Below are 18,195 nucleotides of genomic sequence, written 5' to 3'. Positions count from 1 at the left end.
TGCAAGAAGGTTGCCTGAAAGGCTTTTTGAGACATACAATAAAAGGGTAGGACCAATCAGTTCAAGGAGGGGTTTACGATGACTCGATCACAGGATGTTATAAACCAGACTGAACAATTTGGTGCAAAGAATTATCATCCACTTCCGGTGGTGCTTTCAGAGGGAAAAGGCGTATGGGTACGTGATCCTGAGGGAAACAAATACATGGATATGCTAAGTGCATATTCTGCGATGAATCATGGTCACTGTCATCCGAAAATCGTTCAAGCATTAAAGGAGCAAGCAGAGAAGATCACGTTAACTTCACGAGCGTTTCATAATGACCAATTAGGTGCCTTTTATTCAAAGGTAGCAGAGCTTTCAGGCTGCGAGATGGTTCTTCCAATGAATACAGGTGCAGAAGCAGTGGAAACAGCTATTAAGGCTGCACGAAGATGGGCGTACGATGTCAAAGGTGTAGCGAAGGATCAAGCAGAAATCATTGTTTGTGAGGATAACTTTCACGGTCGAACGATGACGGCTGTTTCACTTTCTTCAAATGATGAATATAAGAGGGGATTTGGACCGATGCTACCTGGCATTAAGGTCGTCCCATATGGTGATGCTGACGCGTTAAAAGAAGCAATTACTGAACATACGGCAGCTTTTCTAGTTGAACCGATTCAAGGAGAAGCAGGAGTCATCATTCCACCTGATGGATATTTAAAGAAGGCTGCCGAGCTTTGCCACAACAATCAGGTTCTCTTTATAGCGGATGAAATTCAATCTGGACTGGGTCGATCGGGAAAACTCTTTGCATGCAATTGGGCCGATGTTTCGCCAGACCTATATATATTAGGAAAAGCATTAGGTGGTGGAGTGATGCCCATCTCCGCTGTTGTGGGCAGCAAAGACGTACTTGGGGTGTTTGATCCAGGATCCCATGGATCCACATTTGGCGGAAATCCTTTAGCTAGTGCTGTGGCCATAGCCGCAATAGATGTTCTTCAAGAGGAAAAGCTTGTTGAAAAGTCCTTCGAGCTTGGAGAGTACTTGATGGAGAAGCTTAAGACCATTCAGAATCCAATCATTAAAGAGATTAGAGGCAGAGGGCTATTTATCGGAATCGAATTAACAGAGCCAGCCAGACCTTATTGTGAAAAATTAAAGGAAAAAGGATTGCTCTGTAAAGAAACACATATGAATGTCATTAGACTGGCTCCACCACTCATTATTACAGAGGAAGAACTTGACTGGGCATTCCAAAAGCTTTATTCGGTTTTAAATCATGCGAAATAGAATGATAGTAAAAGGTCGATCTTTCGGCCTTTTTTTGTTTGAAAAATGGGGATTAGTAATTCCGAAGGGACGGTACGATGCTTACGGGTGGAGTTGTTCTTTTTTCCAACGATTAAATTCAATAAACTCACGAAACTGTTCCTTGCTAATTCCAGATTCGATCGCATTTTTAACTAGCTGAACCCATTCTTTGTCCAACCCATTTAAGTCGTTTGTTGCTTCATTTCCGTAGAGCAGCGTCTCAATCGGAACATTTAAAATGAGAGATATTTTCTCTAAAAAGTGGATAGATGGATTTGATTGGATGTTACGTTCGATGGAGCTTAAATAAGATTTTGCTACCCCTGCATTTTCAGCTAACTCTGACAAGGAAAGTCCTCGATCTAGTCTGCATTTTTTCACTTGTTTTCCAATCATGTGTGAGTCCCTCGCTTATCTGTCTGATGTTAGTGGCTATTATAACAGCCTCCGTTTTGTTCTGTAAACAGAACATTTTACTCAACACTTGACAAGACAGGGTCTTCGCGATTGTTTTCCCAATCCAACATCAACTTGATTTTATTACCCGAAATGGTTGTAAATTAGGGGTGAATGAGTATTGTTCGATATACCGAACGTCGTTCATTCGAATAAGAACAAAGGCTAAAAAAATCTTTAGATCTATACAATTACTGTCACGTTTCTAAGAGAGAAAGTCGTTGCAAGCACAAAGAGGGAGGGCTAAGATAAGGGGAGAAGAAAGAGGGGCCAAGACTGGGAGTATTGGTTTGTCTTAAGAAGGAGTTACGTTTGATGGTACGTGGTAAAACGTTGTTTGATTTTATTGACCCTAAAGAATTTCGCTTTGTTCAAGTATGTTCCGCGTGTGGACATCCGCACTTCTCAAAAGGAGAAGAACGAACAGCCTCTTGTCTAAACTGTTCAGGGAATGAATACAATGTGGTTCCGTTTTTTAATCCTGCTGAGGACTATGCGCTAGATGCAGATTATTATGCGATTACAATGATGTATGCGTTATGGAAGCAGGATATCCACAAAAATAAGGTGGTTTATGATGATTTTTACCGCAAACCTCCTTTTGTTCGTGGAGTGGGTGATTATCGGGGGGAATTAGGTGGCTATGTTGCATTTGGTGGTTTGGATCATCTAATTTCGATGCTTGATCATCTCTATTTTAATGAACAGGATATTGACTATTTGCGACAACAGCCTGAGGCTTTTGATGAAGCCTTTTTAGATGAATTGCGTACGTTACGCTTTAGTGGAGATCTTTATTCGATTGAAGAGGGGAATCTGGTTTTCCCTAATACACCAACTCTTCGAATTGAAGCACCCGTTTGGGAATGTATTTGGATTGAAGCGATGCTGCTGAACACGATTAACTCTGAGTCGTTATTACTGACGAAGGGTTCTCGACTAGTGACAGTAACGGGCGGAGATGTGTTGCTTGAGATGGGAAAAAGACGTGCACAAGGAAGAGATTCAAGTGTCTATGGGGCGAAAATGGCTTATATCGCTGGGTTTGATGCGACAAGCAACGTGAAAGCTGGAAAGGCATTTGATCTTCCTATTACGGGTACCATGGCGCATGTCTATATTATGTTCCATGAAAACGAGTACGAGGCGTTTAAATCATATGCAGATACATTTCCTGAGAAAGTCATTCTGTTACTCGATACGACGAATACACTGGAGAGCGGTCTTCCTAATGCCATTCGAATTGCTAAGGAAATGGAACAGCGAGGCCAACGTCTTGTAGCCGTGCGATTAGATAGTGGTGACTTGGCTTACCTGTCTAAGAAAGTGCGCAAGCGTTTAGACGAGGAAGGCCTCGATTATATAAAAATTTCAGCAACAAATGACTTGGATGAAGCAACCATTGCCTCGTTAAAGCAGCAAGGTGCCCAAATCGATATATGGGGAGTCGGCACCAAATTCATCACGGCTTATGATCACCCGGCACTTGGAGGCGTTCATAAAATCGTTGCCAGAAGTCCATTTCAGCACGAAGAAAAAGAGGATGGCACCTCCTATGAACAGGATGATTGGATTTCGTTAATTAAGATCTCTGAAAGCATTGATAAAGTGTTAAACCCCGGTCGTAAAAAGGTGTATCGATTATATGATCATAACCACATGGCAAAGGGAGATTACATTTGCCTGGCGCACGAATCGCTAGAAGGCAAAGACGAGATTGTTTTAAAGCATCCAACAAACCCGTTGAAGTCAAAGGTGATTCGACACTTCACCTTCGAGGAGCTACATAAGAAAATCTTTGAAAATGGTGAATTAGTATACACGAAGCCAACCCTTCCACAAATTCGTGACTATCATCAATCAAGTAAAGCAACGTTTTGGGAAGAGTATCTACGCTTAGAGGTTCCTGAGGTATACCCAGTAGTCCTCTCAGATGAACTGCGGGAGCTTAAAGAACAAATGATTCAGGCAAAAAATACTAAATAAACTCATGAGGTGGAACCCTTGAAAATCGGAGTATATGGTTCATCATTTGACCCAATCACTAATGTACATCTTTGGACAGCTTCAACGATTTGTCACCGAAAAAAGCTTGATAAGATCTTGTTTCTACCATCAGCAAAGGAACGACGTGATAAAAGTCTTCAAGGTGGTGACGAGCATCGAACGCAGATGGTGAATTTGGCTATTGCCGATGACCCGAGATTTGAGCTGTCTACAGAAGAAATGAATGCGCCAATCGGTCAGCAGTACACATACTACACGATGCAACGGTTAAAGAAACAATATCCAAATGATGAACTATACTTTGTGATGGGCGCTGATATTCTCGTAGACATTGGTAATGGAAGTTGGGTAAAGGGTGAAAAGCTAGTGGAAGAGCATCAATTTATTGTGATGGCACGTGATGGAATTGATATGCTAAAAACCATCTCAGCTTCGCCCTTACTTAGAAACGCAGACGATGGCCGGTTCCATCTTGTTGATAAAGGACTCGCTATGGAAATTAGCTCTACCTACATTCGCCAAGAATTTAGTCGTGGCGGAGAACCAAGATATCTTCTACCAGAAAGCTGCTATCAATATATCATGCGGCACGGGTTGTATCAGGATAGTGAGTAGGGTGATATAGGTGAAGCCTCTTAATTTGAAGAACAATTTTATTTGAAGAATCGCTCCCGAGATGGCTGGCAAGTCTCGCCGGGCGGGCGTTGAACTAAACTGGCTGCACCAGTGTATTTCAACCCTGTCCTTTCCTCCCTTCGGAGTCGGCCTGCCATCTCGTCCGCTAAGTGTCTGCAGGAACAGTATATCTCTTGCTATCATCGATTAACTAAATAGGCTGAGGGAAATTAAAAATTGATTAAGGAAGGCAAATGACCAAGCGAATCATTTGCCTTTCGTGTGTTTATAGAACAATAATCGAGTGATTGCGAAGTATCTATGGTAGACAATATTCTTCTACATTTTCTGTTTGTCCCCTTCATATTCCTCTCCTCTTTTTCCATCTTCTTCTTCAAATCTCTATAAAAGAATCCGATAAAAACAAGTGTATGCCTTTAATTTGAAAAGGAGAGCGTCGGATGCGAACAAAAAAGAAAAAACAACAGAAAAAAGGCCTCAGTCTACGGATGAAGCTTGTTATTTCATATCTTCTTATACTTATTGTTCCACCATTAGTTATTGGGTATTTCTCCTATCATAGTGCACGAGATAATACGGAAACGATGATTATGGAGGATGCACTGGAAAATATTGAACAAATGGATGAAATGATTAATCAATACATACGTTCACAATCACAGAACTTAGAAATGCTCGTTAATGCGTTAGCTGAAGATTCATTAGATGACGAAGCAAGTGAGAGAGATGTATCTAACTTACTAGAGCAATACAGCCTTTCTCAAGATGAGGTCGAACAGGTATTGATAGGGTTGGATAATGGGAACTTTGTCCATCAGCCATCCTCTATTGAATATCCTGACTCGTTTGATGTCAGAGAACGTTCATGGTATCAGCAGGCTAAAGCGTCTAAGGGAGAGATCTTCGTATCAGCCCCCTACATGTCACTTGCGACAAAAAAAGTGTCGGTAACGCTTGCGAAAGCACTAGAAAATGAAGCGGGTGTTGTAGCTATTGATTTGGAGCTGGATCACTTAACATCGATGATTGAATCAAGTCGAGTGGGGAAAGGTGGATACTTGTTTCTCTTGGATCGTAGTCAGAGCTTTATCTCTCATCCGACCAATGATTTAGGGACGGTCGCTCAGGAAGACTTCTTTGCAAAAATGTATCAATCGGAAGAGGGATCGTTCTCGTACGCTTACGAGTCTGAAGAAAAGTATATGAGCTTTCTAACAAATGAACAAACTGGCTGGAAGCTTGCCGGCACGTTTTTTATGGATGAAGTCGATGACGCTGTAAATCCGATTTGGTGGACAACCGTTACCGTTATTGTTATCACACTAGTCTTGGGCTTAATCATGGCATCTGGAATGGTCTTATCTATTGTACAACCAATCCGAAGACTCACTAAGACCGCTGCACGTATTGGTACCGGAGATCTGAGTGCAAGTAAGGAAAAGAAAGCGATGCGACATGATGAAATTGGTCAGCTTGACGCGTCGTTTGAACAAATGAGAGTGTCCTTTCTTGGGTTGCTAGAAGGTGTGCTAGACAAATCCACTCAAGTGGCAGCTGCGTCCCAACAGTTACTAGCCAGCTCACAGCAGAATACACAAGCCACTGAGCAGATCACCAGAGCTGTACAAGAGGTCGTAAGTGCGTCTGATGAGCAAACGGAATCGATGAACACAAGTACCAAAAAGGCGGACCAACTCTATCAATCTGTCCTGCAAATTACAGATGAAACAACAACCGCTAACTCGACGGCAAATCAGGTGCAAGAGGTGGTAGCCACGGGCAGCCAGGCGGTCAAATCAAGTATGAATCAGATGAGCATTATTAAAGAAACAAGTGTGACGGTGGCAGAGCGTATTAGCGAGCTGGCTCACAGTTCAAAGGAAATCAATCAAGTTACATCACTTATTAAAGAAATTGCAGAACAAACGAATCTACTTGCACTAAATGCATCCATTGAGGCAGCAAGAGCTGGAGAGCATGGAAAAGGCTTTGCAGTTGTTGCCGAGGAGGTTCGAAAACTTGCAGAGCAATCTGCAGCTGCAAGCGAACAGATTCACAGGATGATTGTCTCGATTGAAAAACAGGCAAACCATGCAACGGCTGCAATGCAGGTGGGTGGTTCAGAGGTAGATAACGGAATCAAGGTAGCAGAACAAGCGGGCAAATCGTTTGCACGTATCGATCAGCAAATGCGTAGCATGGTGGAAAAAATTCAAATCGTTTCAAAAGAAGCAAATCACGTCTCAACAGGGGCAAGGGATTTTGCCAAGGTGTTCACGGAGCTTTCTGCGAGTACCGAGGAGACCACTCAGGAAATGCAAACCGTTTCTGCTTCAACAGAGGAACAACTAGCTTCTATGGAGGAAATTGCAAGCTCGGCAGAAAACCTATCTGTTCTATCAGAGGAGCTTCAAAAGCTAGTTCAAGTATTTAAATGGTAGAGACATAGAAAGAATGCAACGGAAAAGGCGAATGATTCCATTTATAAAAGTGGGCATTCGTCTTTTCCATTTTGTTTTCTACCTGAACTCTATTATCTGAATATTTTCTTTGGTATAGTGTGATGAAGGGTTATCGTACGAAAGGTAGTAAAGAGACTTATGACATATAAAAAACCAAAGAAAAGTAACTATCGGCTACAAACGGTTATCGTATTACTTGTCTGTTCAGGTCTAGTACTCGCGCTATCATTAGCTGGAATACTTGTTGCAATTGATAATGCGAAATCAACAAGGTCAGCGCTTGAGGACAAGGTATGGACGATTGCTACTTCATTCGCTAGATCACCAGTTGTTATCGACGGGCTAGAGAATGAAGAGACACAGGCACGATTACAAGAATATACAGAGGAAGTCCAAAGTGAAACAAATGTAGAATATATTGTCGTGATCGATATGGATCGTGTTCGGTTAACTCATCCTACACCGGAAAAGGTCGGAGAACGATTTGTAGGAAGTGACGAAGAACGAGCCTTTGAAGGAGAAACCTATTCTTCGACTGCTGAGGGGACACTAGGTGAATCACTACGCACATTCATTCCTGTTTACAATGAACAAACAGGGGAACAAATAGGTGTGGTTGTAGTAGGGATATTAACTGATCATATTAAATCGGCTGTGTACCGTAGTCAGGTTATGGTCTGGATCGGTGGGTTCGCTGGCTTGATTGCCGGTCTAGTAGGCGCTGTTTTACTTGCAAGAAAAATTAAACGATCCATGCAAAATCTTGAGCCAATGGAGATTGCCCAATTGCTTGAAACAAGAGAAGCGATGCTCTCCTCCGTTCAAGAAGGAATCATTGCAGTGGATGCGTATGGTAAAATTATTCTACAAAATGAGGCGGCCACAAAAATTCTGCAAAAAGCCGGTAAGACAGAACATGTTTTACATAAGGATATTGCCGCAGTTTTACCTGAATTTGAGCTGGATGAGGTGCTCGAATCAGGAAAGATTCAACGAAATAAACAACGATCTCTCAAAGAGCTTGAGCTTGTCGTAAACCGGGTCCCCCTTCAGTTGAATGACCAGAGACTAGGAGCGATGGTCACGTTTCAAGACAAAACAGAGCTTACACTTGCATTGGACCAATTATCTGGAGTGAAGTCCTATGCAGAGGCCCTTCGGTTACAGACTCACGAATTTATGAATAAGCTGCACGTTGTATCAGCCATGGTTCATACGGAGTCATATGAAGAGTTGCAAGCGTACATTCAAACCATCTCAACCTATTATCAAGAGGATGTGGGTTGGATTTCAAGGCAAGTGAATGACCCAGTACTAGTTGGCTATCTCCTTAACAAGCTAAAGATGGTTAAGAACCAAGGAATCAAGGTTCAATTCGATGGTGAGTTCTCATGGCCAACAATAAAAGATCCAACTCAGTTAAATGCGTTGATTACGGTCATAGGGAATAGCCTGGATAATGCAATGGAAGCCCTGCAAGACATGGATGATGCAACCATTGATTTGACGATTGATTGTAACGGCGAACAGATCCTTTGGCAGGTCAAAGATAACGGGGGACAAACCAGTCAATCACGGCTAGATCAATTAATGGAAAAAGGGATTTCAACAAAGGGAACCGGTAGAGGATACGGCTTGTACTTAATGAGTACATATATAGAGGATGCACATGGAGAGTTAACCCTCACCGCAAACGTTGATGGGGGAGTTACATTAAAGGCCATTGTGCCAATACGAGGAGAAGAACATGATTAAAGTCTTAATCATTGAAGATGACCCAATGGTTGCAAAGTTTAATAGGATCTATCTTGAGCAGATACCTGGGTTTACGTTAACAGGAACAGCAAGCACAATGACCAAAGCTTGGGAGATCATTGGAGAACAAGAGGTTCAACTGATCCTGCTTGACCTGTATGTGAATCATGAGAACGGTCTGGATTTGTTATCAGAGCTTAGAGCTAAGCGCATGGAGATCGATGTCATTGTTGTAAGTTCTGCCAATGATCAGGCATCTATTCAAACTGCACTGCGTTATGGAGCTGTAGATTATTTAATGAAACCCTTTGATTTTGATCGGTTTAAAGAAGCATTACTGCAATATGCCGATCAATCTAACAAGCTGAAGGCAGAAGCATTAAAACAAGATGAGGTGGATCAACTATTTCTAAATCGAAGCAATGAGCTTACGGGAGAGCAAGAGGAATTGCCAAAAGGAATTACAAAGGCTACGTACAAAAAAATCTTTCAGGAAATTAACTGTCTAAGTGGATGGTTCTCTACTGCTGAGTTATCAGAAGCCTCTGCTATTTCTAGAGTTTCTCTCAGAAAGTACCTTCGCTATCTAGAGGAACAAGGGATGGTTGAAAGTAGAGTATCGTATGAAGGAACGGGTCGGCCGCTTAATCAATTTAAGCTAAGTCAAAAAGGCAGTGAGTATTATATGTCTCTGTTATCAGAGTAGCTCACTGCTTTCAAAAGTTTCATAAGCCTAATCATTAGTTTCTTTTAGTGGACGCATTTACGAATTTGATTCAGAATACAGTAAACGCTTTCAGTAGGAGGTTATCTGACAATGAAAACTCTCACGCAAGGAATTTGGCAAAGCTTGTGGCAATCGCACCGACAAACAAAACGTTTACTGAATATATTTGCCTATCACAAGGATTCAACTGCCAGAAAGGGGACGAACCAGGACGCTCATCAAGGAGCAGATCAACAATCCCCTAAACAAAATCCGAATAAAGAGCCTGACGAAAAGAAACCTTATAAAACACCCCAATTGGTCGGACTCATTCTCGGACCTGTTCTTTTTTTACTGACTCTTCTTTTCTTTCAACCAGATGGACTTTCATTTGAGGGGAAAGCCGTCTTAGCAGTGACTCTTTGGGTAGCTACATGGTGGATTACCGAAGCCATGCCAATTCCGGCAACGTCCTTGTTACCAATTATTTTACTGCCATTAACAGGTGCACTTGATTCAGGGGCAGTCGCGTCCTCTTATGGAAATGATATTATCTTTTTATTCTTAGGTGGTTTTTTTATTGCGACAGCGATGGAGAAGTGGAATCTTCATAAACGGTTGGCCTTATTAATTATTTCGTTAATCGGAACAAGCACGCAGCGAATTTTACTTGGATTTATGGTAGCCACAGGATTTTTATCAATGTGGGTCTCAAACACAGCTGCGGTTATGATGATGATCCCAATGGGACTTGCGATTACTGCACAAGTGGCGAGCGCATTAAAAGGCAAGCCTGAGGAAAAAGAACTTCCTAAATTTGAAAAAGCCTTAATTTTTGGAATTGGGTACGCAGGAACGATTGGTGGATTAGGGACATTAATAGGAACCCCACCAAACATCATCCTTGCTGCACAAGTAAAAGAATTATTTGGTGTTGAGCTTTCATTTGCGCTTTGGATGGCTTTTGCTGCACCCGTTGTTGCATTTTTAATTGTTTTCACTTGGATTTATTTAGGGAGATTTGCTTTTAAAATTAACATTAAAGGATTACCGGGTGGAAAAGAAGTGATTACGAAAGAACGGAAGGCTCTTGGTAAGATGTCCTTTGAAGAAGGAACGGTTTTGGTTATCTTTGTTGTCACAGCTTTTATGTGGGTTACAAGAGAGCTGATTTGGACAAATATCTTTGAAGACCTGGATCTTACAGACGGAATCATTGCTATGGCAGCAACGGCTGCTTTATTCCTTTTACCGGCTTCAAAGAAGTTTGGAACGCGTATCCTTGAATGGAAGGACTCAAAAGACATTCCATGGGGAGTGCTCCTGCTCTTTGGAGGAGGTCTTGCGATTGCTTCAGGCTTCACATCCTCTGGGCTTTCTGATTGGATGGGGGACCAGCTGCAAGTATTAGATGGAATGCATATCTTTATTGTCATCCTGGCTTCAACCTTACTGATTATGGCCTTAACAGAAATCACATCCAATACTGCAACAGCAACAATGATTCTCCCGATTGTTGCAGCGCTAGCAGTTGCGATTAATATTCATCCATATGCCGTGATGGTTCCGTGTGCAATGGCTGCAAACTGTGCATTTATGCTGCCGGTAGGAACACCACCAAATGCAATTATATTTGGTACAGGTAAGCTGAAAATTATTGAGATGGTGCGTGTCGGATTTATCGTGAATATCATTGCAACGTTTTTAATTATCGCAGCAGTCTACTTATTGCTGCCTCTATTGTGGGGAATTGATTTATCTGTCTTCCCTGAAAATTTTAGATAACTCAAAACAAAGTGAGAATGCATGTTAAGTGGGAAGCAATTCGACCATTTAACATGCTTTTTTTATTTATAGGCAACACCCGTTTCATTTAGGGTAGGCTATGATACACTTATTTTACCTACATAATGAACCACGAAAGGAAGAGGTTATATGGTATCTCAAGTATCCCAATACATTCGTGACAATCGTCAACAGCATTTAGATCAGCTTATTGAATTTCTACGTATTCCAAGTATTAGCGCGTTGTCGGATCACAAGGCAGACGTTAGAAAAGCAGCGGAGTGGATGGTTGAATCTCTTAAGGAAGCAGGACTTTCAACCGTTCAACTGATGGAGACACCTGGTCATCCAGTAGTGTACGGAGAGTGGAGTCATCCAGATAACACACATACCATTCTTGTATACGGTCATTACGATGTACAGCCGGTTGATCCGGTAGAGCTGTGGGACAGCCCTCCTTTTGAGCCAGTTATCCATGATGAAAAGCTTTATGCACGAGGTGCAAGTGATGATAAGGGTCAAACGTTTATGCATGTGAAAGCAGTAGAAGCCATGCTTAAAGTGAATGGGACCCTACCATTTAATGTGAAATTCCTTATTGAGGGAGAAGAAGAAATCGGAAGTCCGAGCCTAGATGCCTTTGTATCAAAGCATGAAGACTTACTTGCCTCTGATATTCTAATGATCTCTGATACACCAATTCTCGGTAAAGGAAAACCTGCCGTCTGCACAGGATTGCGTGGATTATGCAGTCTCCAAGTCGATGTAAAAGGGGCAAAAGGCGACTTGCATTCAGGATTGTACGGGGGAGCCGTGCAAAACTCCATTCATGCACTTGTTCAATTACTGAGTACGCTGCGGGACGAAGAGGGAAGAATTCAAGTTGAAGGCTTCTATGATGGGGTCATTGAGCCGACTGAAGAAGAACGAGAAGGCTACAAGAAGCTTGGAAATTACGAGGAAGAGCTTAAGTCAGAACTCGGTGTGAATGAACTGTTTGGAGAAGCGGGATACACAGCCCGTGAACATACATGGGTACGTCCCACTCTAGAAATAAATGGTATCTATGGAGGGTTTCAAGGAGAAGGCGTAAAAACCGTAATTCCATCTCTCGCTCATGCAAAAATCACCTGCCGACTTGTACCAGGACAAGATCCAGATACCATTTCAGAGCTGATTGAAAAACATCTAGAGGCTCATACTCCACCTGGAGTGACTGTAAAAACCACTCGTTTTGATAAAGGAAAACCGTTTCTCGCACCAACGGATCACCCTGCCTTTAAAACGGCAACCGACTCATACGAAAAGGTGTACGGTGAACCAGCTCTGTTTACTCGGATGGGAGGATCGATCCCTGTTGTGGAAACATTCGACCAAGTATTATCGATTCCGATCTTGTTAATGGGCTTCGGATTGCCAAGTGAGAACTTCCATGCGCCGAATGAGCATTTCCATTTAGAGAATTATGACAAGGGCATTGAAACATTACTAACATTCTGGGACACACTTTCATTATAAACATCGTCACAAGAGATAGGAGATTACCATGACTATACAGACAGAGAAAAAAGAAATTAAACTAGTTGCATTAGATATTGACGGAACCTTACTTAACTCTTCGCACACTTTATCAGAAGAGAATATCGCAGCCATTAAAGAAGCACAGGATAAAGGTGTCTATGTTGTTCTAAGTACAGGACGTTCATTAATGACAACGAGTGAACACGCAGAAACATTAAAGCTTACATCGTATCTTGTTACTGTAAACGGGAGCGAGATTTGGGATCGTGATTTAAACCTTGTTGAAAGAAATAAGCTGGATAGCCAGTTTGTTCAGAAAATGTGGGACCTTCGTAACGAGCATGGTACACATGCTTGGGCTACATCAGTGGACAAAGTATGGAGAAACGAAATGCCTGAGGATATCCACCAGTCAGAATGGCTAAAATTTGGATTTGACGTGATGGACGATGACACTAGGCTCACCATTTTAAAAGAGCTTCAGTCGCATCCTGAGCTTGAGATTAGTAACTCAAGCCCTTCAAACCTTGAGATTAACGCTGCAGGCGTAAATAAAGCTCAAGGACTTAAGAAAGTATGTGAGTTTCTTGGACTGACAATGGATCAAGTGATGGCTGTTGGTGATAGCTTAAATGATTTAGCGATGATCAAAGAGGCAGGTCTCGGTGTGGCAATGGGCAATGCTCAACCGCTTGTAAAAGATACAGCTGATTGGGTAACAAAGACAAATGATGAAGCAGGAGTGGCTCATGCCATCAGAACGTGGGTACTTTCATAAGGCAGGTGACTCACATGGAGAACGGTGTGATTGCAGATATTACACCTGAGGATGCAGTGGAAGTCATTCACTGGAAATATGAGGCACCCTACGACTTTTATAATATACGAGCGCAGGCTGAAGCGATGCAGGAGTTTTTGATGAACCCTTATTATACCATTCGATGCGGGGAGCAGCTTGTCGGGATCTTTTGTATTGGTACCTCTGCCCAAGTGCCCGAAGGTCGAGCAACGGGTATGTACGTGGAGCGGTTTATTGATATCGGACTTGGGATGGCACCACAGCTAACAGGACAGGGAAAAGGACATGCTTTTTTTCAGAAAATCGCTTCCTTTTTAAAAGAGAGGTATCCTAATACGGGCGTGCGGCTGTCTGTTGCGACGTTTAATAAGCGGGCGATCAAGCTGTACGAGTCGATCGGATTCCGCCGTGTGGCCTCTTTTCCAGCACAAGATGCCGACTTTATCATTATGACTCATTCTACGCTTCTTACTGTGGATGAAACGAACTAATTGAAAAACTTAAAATCAACTAGAAAATGGCGAATGATTCGATTGCAGAATCATTCGCCATTTGTGATTTTATTTAAAACAAGCGGAGGGATTCTCCTGTAGCGAATTTGTCGCACCATTTATGTTATATTCCGCCCTCTGTTTAGTTGGTGTTCTTGCTCAACGTAGTCTTTTGCACTGGCTGTGGTCGAATCCACTTAGAGATGACCCCATGTGTTGGGGAGAAGATAAAGCTAATCACAAACACAATTCCAGTGGAAAAAGCCATGGATCCTGATACGGAGGTATCCAGCCAAACGGCAATGTAATACCCGGCTATTGAAGAAATAACACCAAACAATGCGCTTAACAAAAGCATGACAGACAAGCGCTCTGTCCATAAGTAAGCAGAAGCTGCCGGTGTAATTAACATCGCAACAACCAGAATGGCTCCAACCGCATCAAAGGACGCCACTGTTGTTAACGAAACAAGTGTCATGAACAAGTAATGAAGGCCAATTACGGGCAGACCGAGACTTGCAGCAAGCGCCGGGTCAAATGCAGTGAGCTTCCATTCCTTATAAAAGGCCAGGATCAGCCCCAGCACAAGCAGAAACACGCAGAATAACGTCAAGGTTGCAACAGGCACTTCAAAACCGATGAACGGTAGAGGAACTGTATTCCATGGGATGAATGCAATCTCTCCCATTAACGTGTGTTTAATATCGAGATGTGTATTACCAATACTTGTTGAAACAAGTATGACCCCGATGGCAAATAAACTTGTAAAAACAACTCCGATGGAAGCATCGTATTGCACACCCTTTGATTGAAACCACTGTACAAGATAAGTGGTTAACAGTCCGGCAAGAGCGGCTCCAATGAGCATGTGCACACCCTCTAGGCTGTGTGTAATCATAAAGGCAAGCACAATTCCAAGAAGTACCGTATGACTGATGGCATCTGCCATCATGGCCATCCGTCGGAGGACGAGGAATACACCAATCATCCCGCACGACATTCCAACTAAAGAAGCGGTAATAAGTATCCAAGCTACATATGTCATGCTTTGCCTCCCTTAGGCTCGCTCTCACGCCGTAAAGAACGATATTCCAGCCATTCGATCAACAAACCTTTTTCTTTTCCGATGACAAGGGACACAAGAAAGAGGCATGAAGCTGCGAGAACAATAAAAGGTCCAGTAGGCCAGCCTGCTCCTTGAGCACTAATAAAGGTACCAAGTGCACCGGATATCCCTCCAAAAGCCGCCGATAAGCCCATCATCGTTTTAAATGAATGGGTCCAATACCTTGCGCTCACTGCAGGGATGATAAGGAGGGCTGCCATTAAGATGACACCTACAGCTTGAATCCCGATTACAATTGTCACAACAAGTACAGCAAGATAAACAGCATTTAAGCCTTTTAGTGAATAGCCGAGACCTTTTGCAAAATCGGGATCAAATAAAAAGAGCTTCCACTCTTTAAAGGCAACAATAATGATTAAAATGACGAGCCCGGCAAGCCCAGCCATCATATAGACGTCCGATTGAACCATAGTGGCCGCCTGACCAAAGATAAAGCTGTCGAGTCCGCTTTGGTTTCCGCCACCAGAACGGTTTGCGATGGTTAAAAGCATAATGCCCCCACCAAAGAAAACAGAGAGAATCATACCCATTGCGGTATCTTCTTTAATGCGGGTCGAGGTTTTAATGGCCTGAATGAAAAAGGCACCAAGTAAGGCGCTTATACCCGCACCAAGTATTAAAAATGGAAGGTTCTTTTCATTCATAATCATAAAGGCAATCACAACACCTGGAAGAGCCGCGTGTGAAAGAGCATCACTCATTAAGCTTTGTTTCCGCCAGTAAGCCAATGTCCCAAACATCCCAGCAGCAATTCCAAGCAGTGTTGTGCTTAGTAGAACCCACTGAAAGTTACTGGAGAGAAGGATGGCCATTGTTTATTCCCTCCTTCATCCAACGAACTGCACCACCATATGCATTCGCAATGGTTTCCGCGTTAAACACCTGCTGTGTTGGACCGTGAGCAATGACGGATTTGTTTAATAAAAGAACCTGATCAAAATAGTCTTGAACGGTCTGAAGATCGTGGTGAACAACAAGAACCGTTTTGCCATTGTTCTTCAGTTCCTTCAGAATCGTCATAATCGCTTTCTCTGTTGACGCATCAACCCCGGCAAACGGTTCATCCATAAAATAAAGATCCGCTTCTTGAATTAGCGCCCGAGCAAGAAAGACTCGTTGCTGCTGTCCGCCAGAAAGCTGGCTAATTTGTCTCTCCGCATAGGCACCCATGCCAACCTTGTCTAAGGCTTCAAAGGCTTTCTCTTTGTGACGACGCACCGGCCATCTGAACCAGCCAATTTTCTGATATAAACCCATCATGACAACATCCAGAGCATTTGTCGGGAAATCCCAATCAACGGACCCTCTTTGTGGAACATAGCCTACTCGTGTTTTCTCGGCTTTTAATGAATGTCCGAAAAACGAAACGTTCCCACCTAAAGAAGGGTGGAGCTGTAATAAGGTTTTAATTAAGGTTGATTTACCAGCACCATTTGGACCAACAATACCAGTTAAAGTCCCCTGCTCCACAGCAAATGAAACCTGGTCCAACACCTTGTTTTTGCGATATGCGGCGCTTACGTTATCTACTTCTAATACATGCGACATGCTTATGTCCCTCCTGAAAGAGCATCGTATATAGTATCTACATTATAGCGATACATCCCTATATATGTGCCTGACTCTGTGCCTTCTTCTCCCATCGCATCGGAATAAAGCTCTCCTCCAAGCGAAACGTCGTGGCCTGTTCGATTAACGCCTTCTATAACAGATTTAATGGCTGCTTTGTTCACGCTGGATTCAACAAATACGGAAGGGATACCTTGATCAACAATTGTTTGAACGGTTGATTGAACATCTGAAATACCAATCTCTGATTCTGTACTTAATCCTTGCAGTGCAACGACCTCAAGATCGTTCATTCGTGCAAAGTATTGAAAGGCATCATGTGCGGTGACCAGCACACGTTTTTCTTTATCGATGGAGCCAAGTTTATTCTTAGAATACGACTTTAATTCCTCTAACTCTAAAAGGTATTCTTGTTTGTTTGCTTCAAAATACTCGGCATCATCAGGAGAAAGTTCTTTTAACTTTTCAACTGCAGCGATAATCCCTTCTTCCCAAATATCGATATCAAACCAGATATGAGGATCGGGTGAGCCCTTTGACGCCGGATCTTCAAGTAAGTCATTGGGATCTGCAGCACTTCCAAAAGCAAGAGTAGGAACCGAGGTATGTTCAAAGACCTCGCTCATATTCGCTTCAAGATGAATACCGTTATAAAAAAGGATATCTGCTTGTTCCAGTTTACTAATATCTCCTTGTGAAGCCTCGTATAAGTGAGGGTCAACCCCTGTCCCCATTAGGCTCTCAACATGAATGCGGTCGCCCCCAATTATACGCAGAGGGTCGGCAATTTGTGCAGTTGTTGTGACAACAGAAAGGGTGTCATCATCTTTAAACTCATTAGACTGACAGCCTGTTAAGACCAGTATGAAAAATATTATATAGTAGATCCATTTTCCTCTAGGTTGCATCATACATCTCCTTTTGTCATAAACCTTGCTTCGTTTAAAAAAGTATGACAAGCGACTAAAAGTTGCGTTAAGTAAACTTTAATAGTCAACTGCAAATTTGTCAACAAAGAGTGTTTGATACAGAAGATAACCTCACATAAATTGTATAAAAATTGTGAAAATGAATCGTCACGTTTCGTCAATCTTGGTATGATGGGACAAACAGTTATATTTAGATGAAGCAAACTCGAAGAATTGTGCATACGTTGAGTCATAACAACCTGCCACGCATAGGGAAAAAATGAGGGGGAGATAGCTTGGGGCACAAAACAATGAAGTACTATAAGCATGCAGAACGGATCAAAGAATTAACGATTGAACTCGTGAACCAGCCAAGTATTTCAGGTACAGAAGGCGAACGCGAGATGGCTGATGTCATTGTGAAGATCCTCAAGCGCTTGGACTATTTCAAAGAGCACCCTGAACAAATTGTGAAGGTGCCAATTCCAGGAGATCCACAAAAACGTGAAGCGGTCATTGCGTTAATGGAGGGAAATCCGGAATCACATCACGCCACCCTTTTATTAAGTCACTTTGATGTTGTAGGTGTAGACGATTTTGGTCAGTATAAGTCGTTTGCCAACTGGAACAAGCGATCAAAAACGAGCAAGAAGGGTACTTAAATGCCGATGCAAA

Annotated in this window: 16 protein-coding genes; 11 read left to right on the top strand and 5 right to left on the bottom strand. The window is 42.6% G+C overall.

Annotation, left to right across the window (positions count from 1 at the left end; genetic code table 11):
- The first annotated feature begins 78 nt into the window (after nucleotides 1-78).
- Nucleotides 79-1,278 carry an ornithine--oxo-acid transaminase gene (locus NSQ54_18145; GenBank protein WYP26226.1) on the top strand — a complete coding sequence of 400 codons (1,200 nt, stop codon included), beginning with the start codon at nucleotides 79-81 and terminating at the stop codon, nucleotides 1,276-1,278.
- Nucleotides 1,279-1,359: 81 nt separating this feature from the next.
- On the opposite strand, the gene sinI is transcribed toward NSQ54_18145, so the two are convergent.
- Nucleotides 1,360-1,695: a DNA-binding anti-repressor SinI gene (gene sinI, locus NSQ54_18140; protein WYP26225.1), complete on the bottom strand. Its 336-nt coding sequence runs from the start codon at nucleotides 1,693-1,695 to the stop codon at nucleotides 1,360-1,362.
- Nucleotides 1,696-2,070: 375 nt separating this feature from the next.
- Between sinI and NSQ54_18135 the strand changes: the two genes are divergently transcribed.
- From NSQ54_18135 to NSQ54_18095, 9 genes are all read left to right on the top strand, one after another.
- The gene (locus NSQ54_18135) at nucleotides 2,071-3,741 is read left to right on the top strand and encodes a nicotinate phosphoribosyltransferase (protein ID WYP26224.1); all 1,671 of its coding nucleotides are present in this window, start codon (nucleotides 2,071-2,073) and stop codon (nucleotides 3,739-3,741) included.
- Nucleotides 3,742-3,759: 18 nt separating this feature from the next.
- On the top strand, nucleotides 3,760-4,377 hold the full coding sequence (gene nadD, locus NSQ54_18130) for a nicotinate (nicotinamide) nucleotide adenylyltransferase (GenBank protein WYP26223.1): 618 nt from the start codon (nucleotides 3,760-3,762) through the stop codon (nucleotides 4,375-4,377).
- Between the two features lie 461 nt (nucleotides 4,378-4,838).
- A complete protein-coding gene (locus NSQ54_18125; protein WYP26222.1) occupies nucleotides 4,839-6,839 on the top strand; it encodes a methyl-accepting chemotaxis protein in 2,001 nt (666 codons plus the stop codon).
- A 159-nt stretch (nucleotides 6,840-6,998) separates the two neighbouring features.
- Nucleotides 6,999-8,615 carry a DcuS/MalK family sensor histidine kinase gene (gene dcuS, locus NSQ54_18120; GenBank protein WYP26221.1) on the top strand — a complete coding sequence of 539 codons (1,617 nt, stop codon included), beginning with the start codon at nucleotides 6,999-7,001 and terminating at the stop codon, nucleotides 8,613-8,615.
- The gene (locus NSQ54_18115; protein WYP26220.1) at nucleotides 8,608-9,321 is read left to right on the top strand and encodes a response regulator; all 714 of its coding nucleotides are present in this window, start codon (nucleotides 8,608-8,610) and stop codon (nucleotides 9,319-9,321) included. The genes dcuS and NSQ54_18115 overlap by 8 nt, the downstream gene beginning before the upstream one ends.
- Before the next feature lie 111 nt (nucleotides 9,322-9,432).
- A complete protein-coding gene (locus tag NSQ54_18110) occupies nucleotides 9,433-11,106 on the top strand; it encodes an SLC13 family permease (protein WYP26219.1) in 1,674 nt (557 codons plus the stop codon).
- Between the two features lie 150 nt (nucleotides 11,107-11,256).
- On the top strand, nucleotides 11,257-12,624 hold the full coding sequence (locus NSQ54_18105) for a dipeptidase (protein WYP26218.1): 1,368 nt from the start codon (nucleotides 11,257-11,259) through the stop codon (nucleotides 12,622-12,624).
- 28 nt (nucleotides 12,625-12,652) lie between these two features.
- Nucleotides 12,653-13,405 (top strand): Cof-type HAD-IIB family hydrolase, encoded by a 753-nt coding sequence (locus NSQ54_18100; protein ID WYP26217.1) that lies wholly within the window; start codon nucleotides 12,653-12,655, stop codon nucleotides 13,403-13,405.
- Nucleotides 13,406-13,419: 14 nt separating this feature from the next.
- The gene (locus NSQ54_18095; GenBank protein ID WYP26216.1) at nucleotides 13,420-13,917 is read left to right on the top strand and encodes a GNAT family N-acetyltransferase; all 498 of its coding nucleotides are present in this window, start codon (nucleotides 13,420-13,422) and stop codon (nucleotides 13,915-13,917) included.
- Nucleotides 13,918-14,059: 142 nt separating this feature from the next.
- Here the strand turns inward: NSQ54_18095 and NSQ54_18090 are convergent, their stop codons facing one another.
- The 4 genes from NSQ54_18090 to NSQ54_18075 are packed head-to-tail and all read right to left on the bottom strand — an operon-like array spanning nucleotide 14,060 to nucleotide 17,520.
- Nucleotides 14,060-14,962 carry a metal ABC transporter permease gene (locus NSQ54_18090; protein WYP26215.1) on the bottom strand — a complete coding sequence of 301 codons (903 nt, stop codon included), beginning with the start codon at nucleotides 14,960-14,962 and terminating at the stop codon, nucleotides 14,060-14,062.
- On the bottom strand, nucleotides 14,959-15,855 hold the full coding sequence (locus NSQ54_18085; GenBank protein WYP26214.1) for an iron chelate uptake ABC transporter family permease subunit: 897 nt from the start codon (nucleotides 15,853-15,855) through the stop codon (nucleotides 14,959-14,961). The genes NSQ54_18090 and NSQ54_18085 overlap by 4 nt, the downstream gene beginning before the upstream one ends.
- Entirely contained in the window at nucleotides 15,833-16,591 is a 759-nt protein-coding gene (locus NSQ54_18080; GenBank protein ID WYP26213.1) for a metal ABC transporter ATP-binding protein, read from the bottom strand. The genes NSQ54_18085 and NSQ54_18080 overlap by 23 nt, the downstream gene beginning before the upstream one ends.
- A gap of 2 nt (nucleotides 16,592-16,593) precedes the next feature.
- Entirely contained in the window at nucleotides 16,594-17,520 is a 927-nt protein-coding gene (locus tag NSQ54_18075) for a zinc ABC transporter substrate-binding protein (protein ID WYP26212.1), read from the bottom strand.
- Nucleotides 17,521-17,816: 296 nt separating this feature from the next.
- Between NSQ54_18075 and NSQ54_18070 the strand changes: the two genes are divergently transcribed.
- Nucleotides 17,817-18,182, top strand: a complete 366-nt coding sequence (locus NSQ54_18070; protein WYP26211.1) for a hypothetical protein — start codon at nucleotides 17,817-17,819, stop codon at nucleotides 18,180-18,182.
- The last annotated feature ends 13 nt before the right edge of the window (nucleotides 18,183-18,195 follow it).

This window comes from Alkalihalobacillus sp. FSL W8-0930, assembly GCA_037965595.1.
In the GTDB taxonomy this organism is placed as follows: domain Bacteria; phylum Bacillota; class Bacilli; order Bacillales; family Bacillaceae_D; genus Alkalicoccobacillus.
Note: the sequence above shows the minus strand (reverse complement) of the source record. Positions and strands in the feature narration are given on the sequence as shown.

Bases quoted from the DNA above. Each gene is read 5' to 3' on its own strand.
- NSQ54_18110 (WYP26219.1), top strand. From the start codon at position 9,433: ATGAAAACTCTCACGCAAGGAATTTGGCAAAGCTTGTGGCAATCGCAC.
- NSQ54_18095 (WYP26216.1), top strand. From the start codon at position 13,420: ATGGAGAACGGTGTGATTGCAGATATTACACCTGAGGATGCAGTGGAA.
- NSQ54_18100 (WYP26217.1), top strand. From the start codon at position 12,653: ATGACTATACAGACAGAGAAAAAAGAAATTAAACTAGTTGCATTAGAT.
- NSQ54_18080 (WYP26213.1), bottom strand. From the start codon at position 16,591: ATGTCGCATGTATTAGAAGTAGATAACGTAAGCGCCGCATATCGCAAA.
- NSQ54_18105 (WYP26218.1), top strand. From the start codon at position 11,257: ATGGTATCTCAAGTATCCCAATACATTCGTGACAATCGTCAACAGCAT.
- NSQ54_18135 (WYP26224.1), top strand. From the start codon at position 2,071: ATGGTACGTGGTAAAACGTTGTTTGATTTTATTGACCCTAAAGAATTT.
- NSQ54_18090 (WYP26215.1), bottom strand. From the start codon at position 14,962: ATGACATATGTAGCTTGGATACTTATTACCGCTTCTTTAGTTGGAATG.
- NSQ54_18115 (WYP26220.1), top strand. From the start codon at position 8,608: ATGATTAAAGTCTTAATCATTGAAGATGACCCAATGGTTGCAAAGTTT.
- NSQ54_18085 (WYP26214.1), bottom strand. From the start codon at position 15,855: ATGGCCATCCTTCTCTCCAGTAACTTTCAGTGGGTTCTACTAAGCACA.
- NSQ54_18145 (WYP26226.1), top strand. From the start codon at position 79: ATGACTCGATCACAGGATGTTATAAACCAGACTGAACAATTTGGTGCA.
- NSQ54_18125 (WYP26222.1), top strand. From the start codon at position 4,839: ATGCGAACAAAAAAGAAAAAACAACAGAAAAAAGGCCTCAGTCTACGG.
- sinI (WYP26225.1), bottom strand. From the start codon at position 1,695: ATGATTGGAAAACAAGTGAAAAAATGCAGACTAGATCGAGGACTTTCC.
- NSQ54_18075 (WYP26212.1), bottom strand. From the start codon at position 17,520: ATGCAACCTAGAGGAAAATGGATCTACTATATAATATTTTTCATACTG.
- dcuS (WYP26221.1), top strand. From the start codon at position 6,999: ATGACATATAAAAAACCAAAGAAAAGTAACTATCGGCTACAAACGGTT.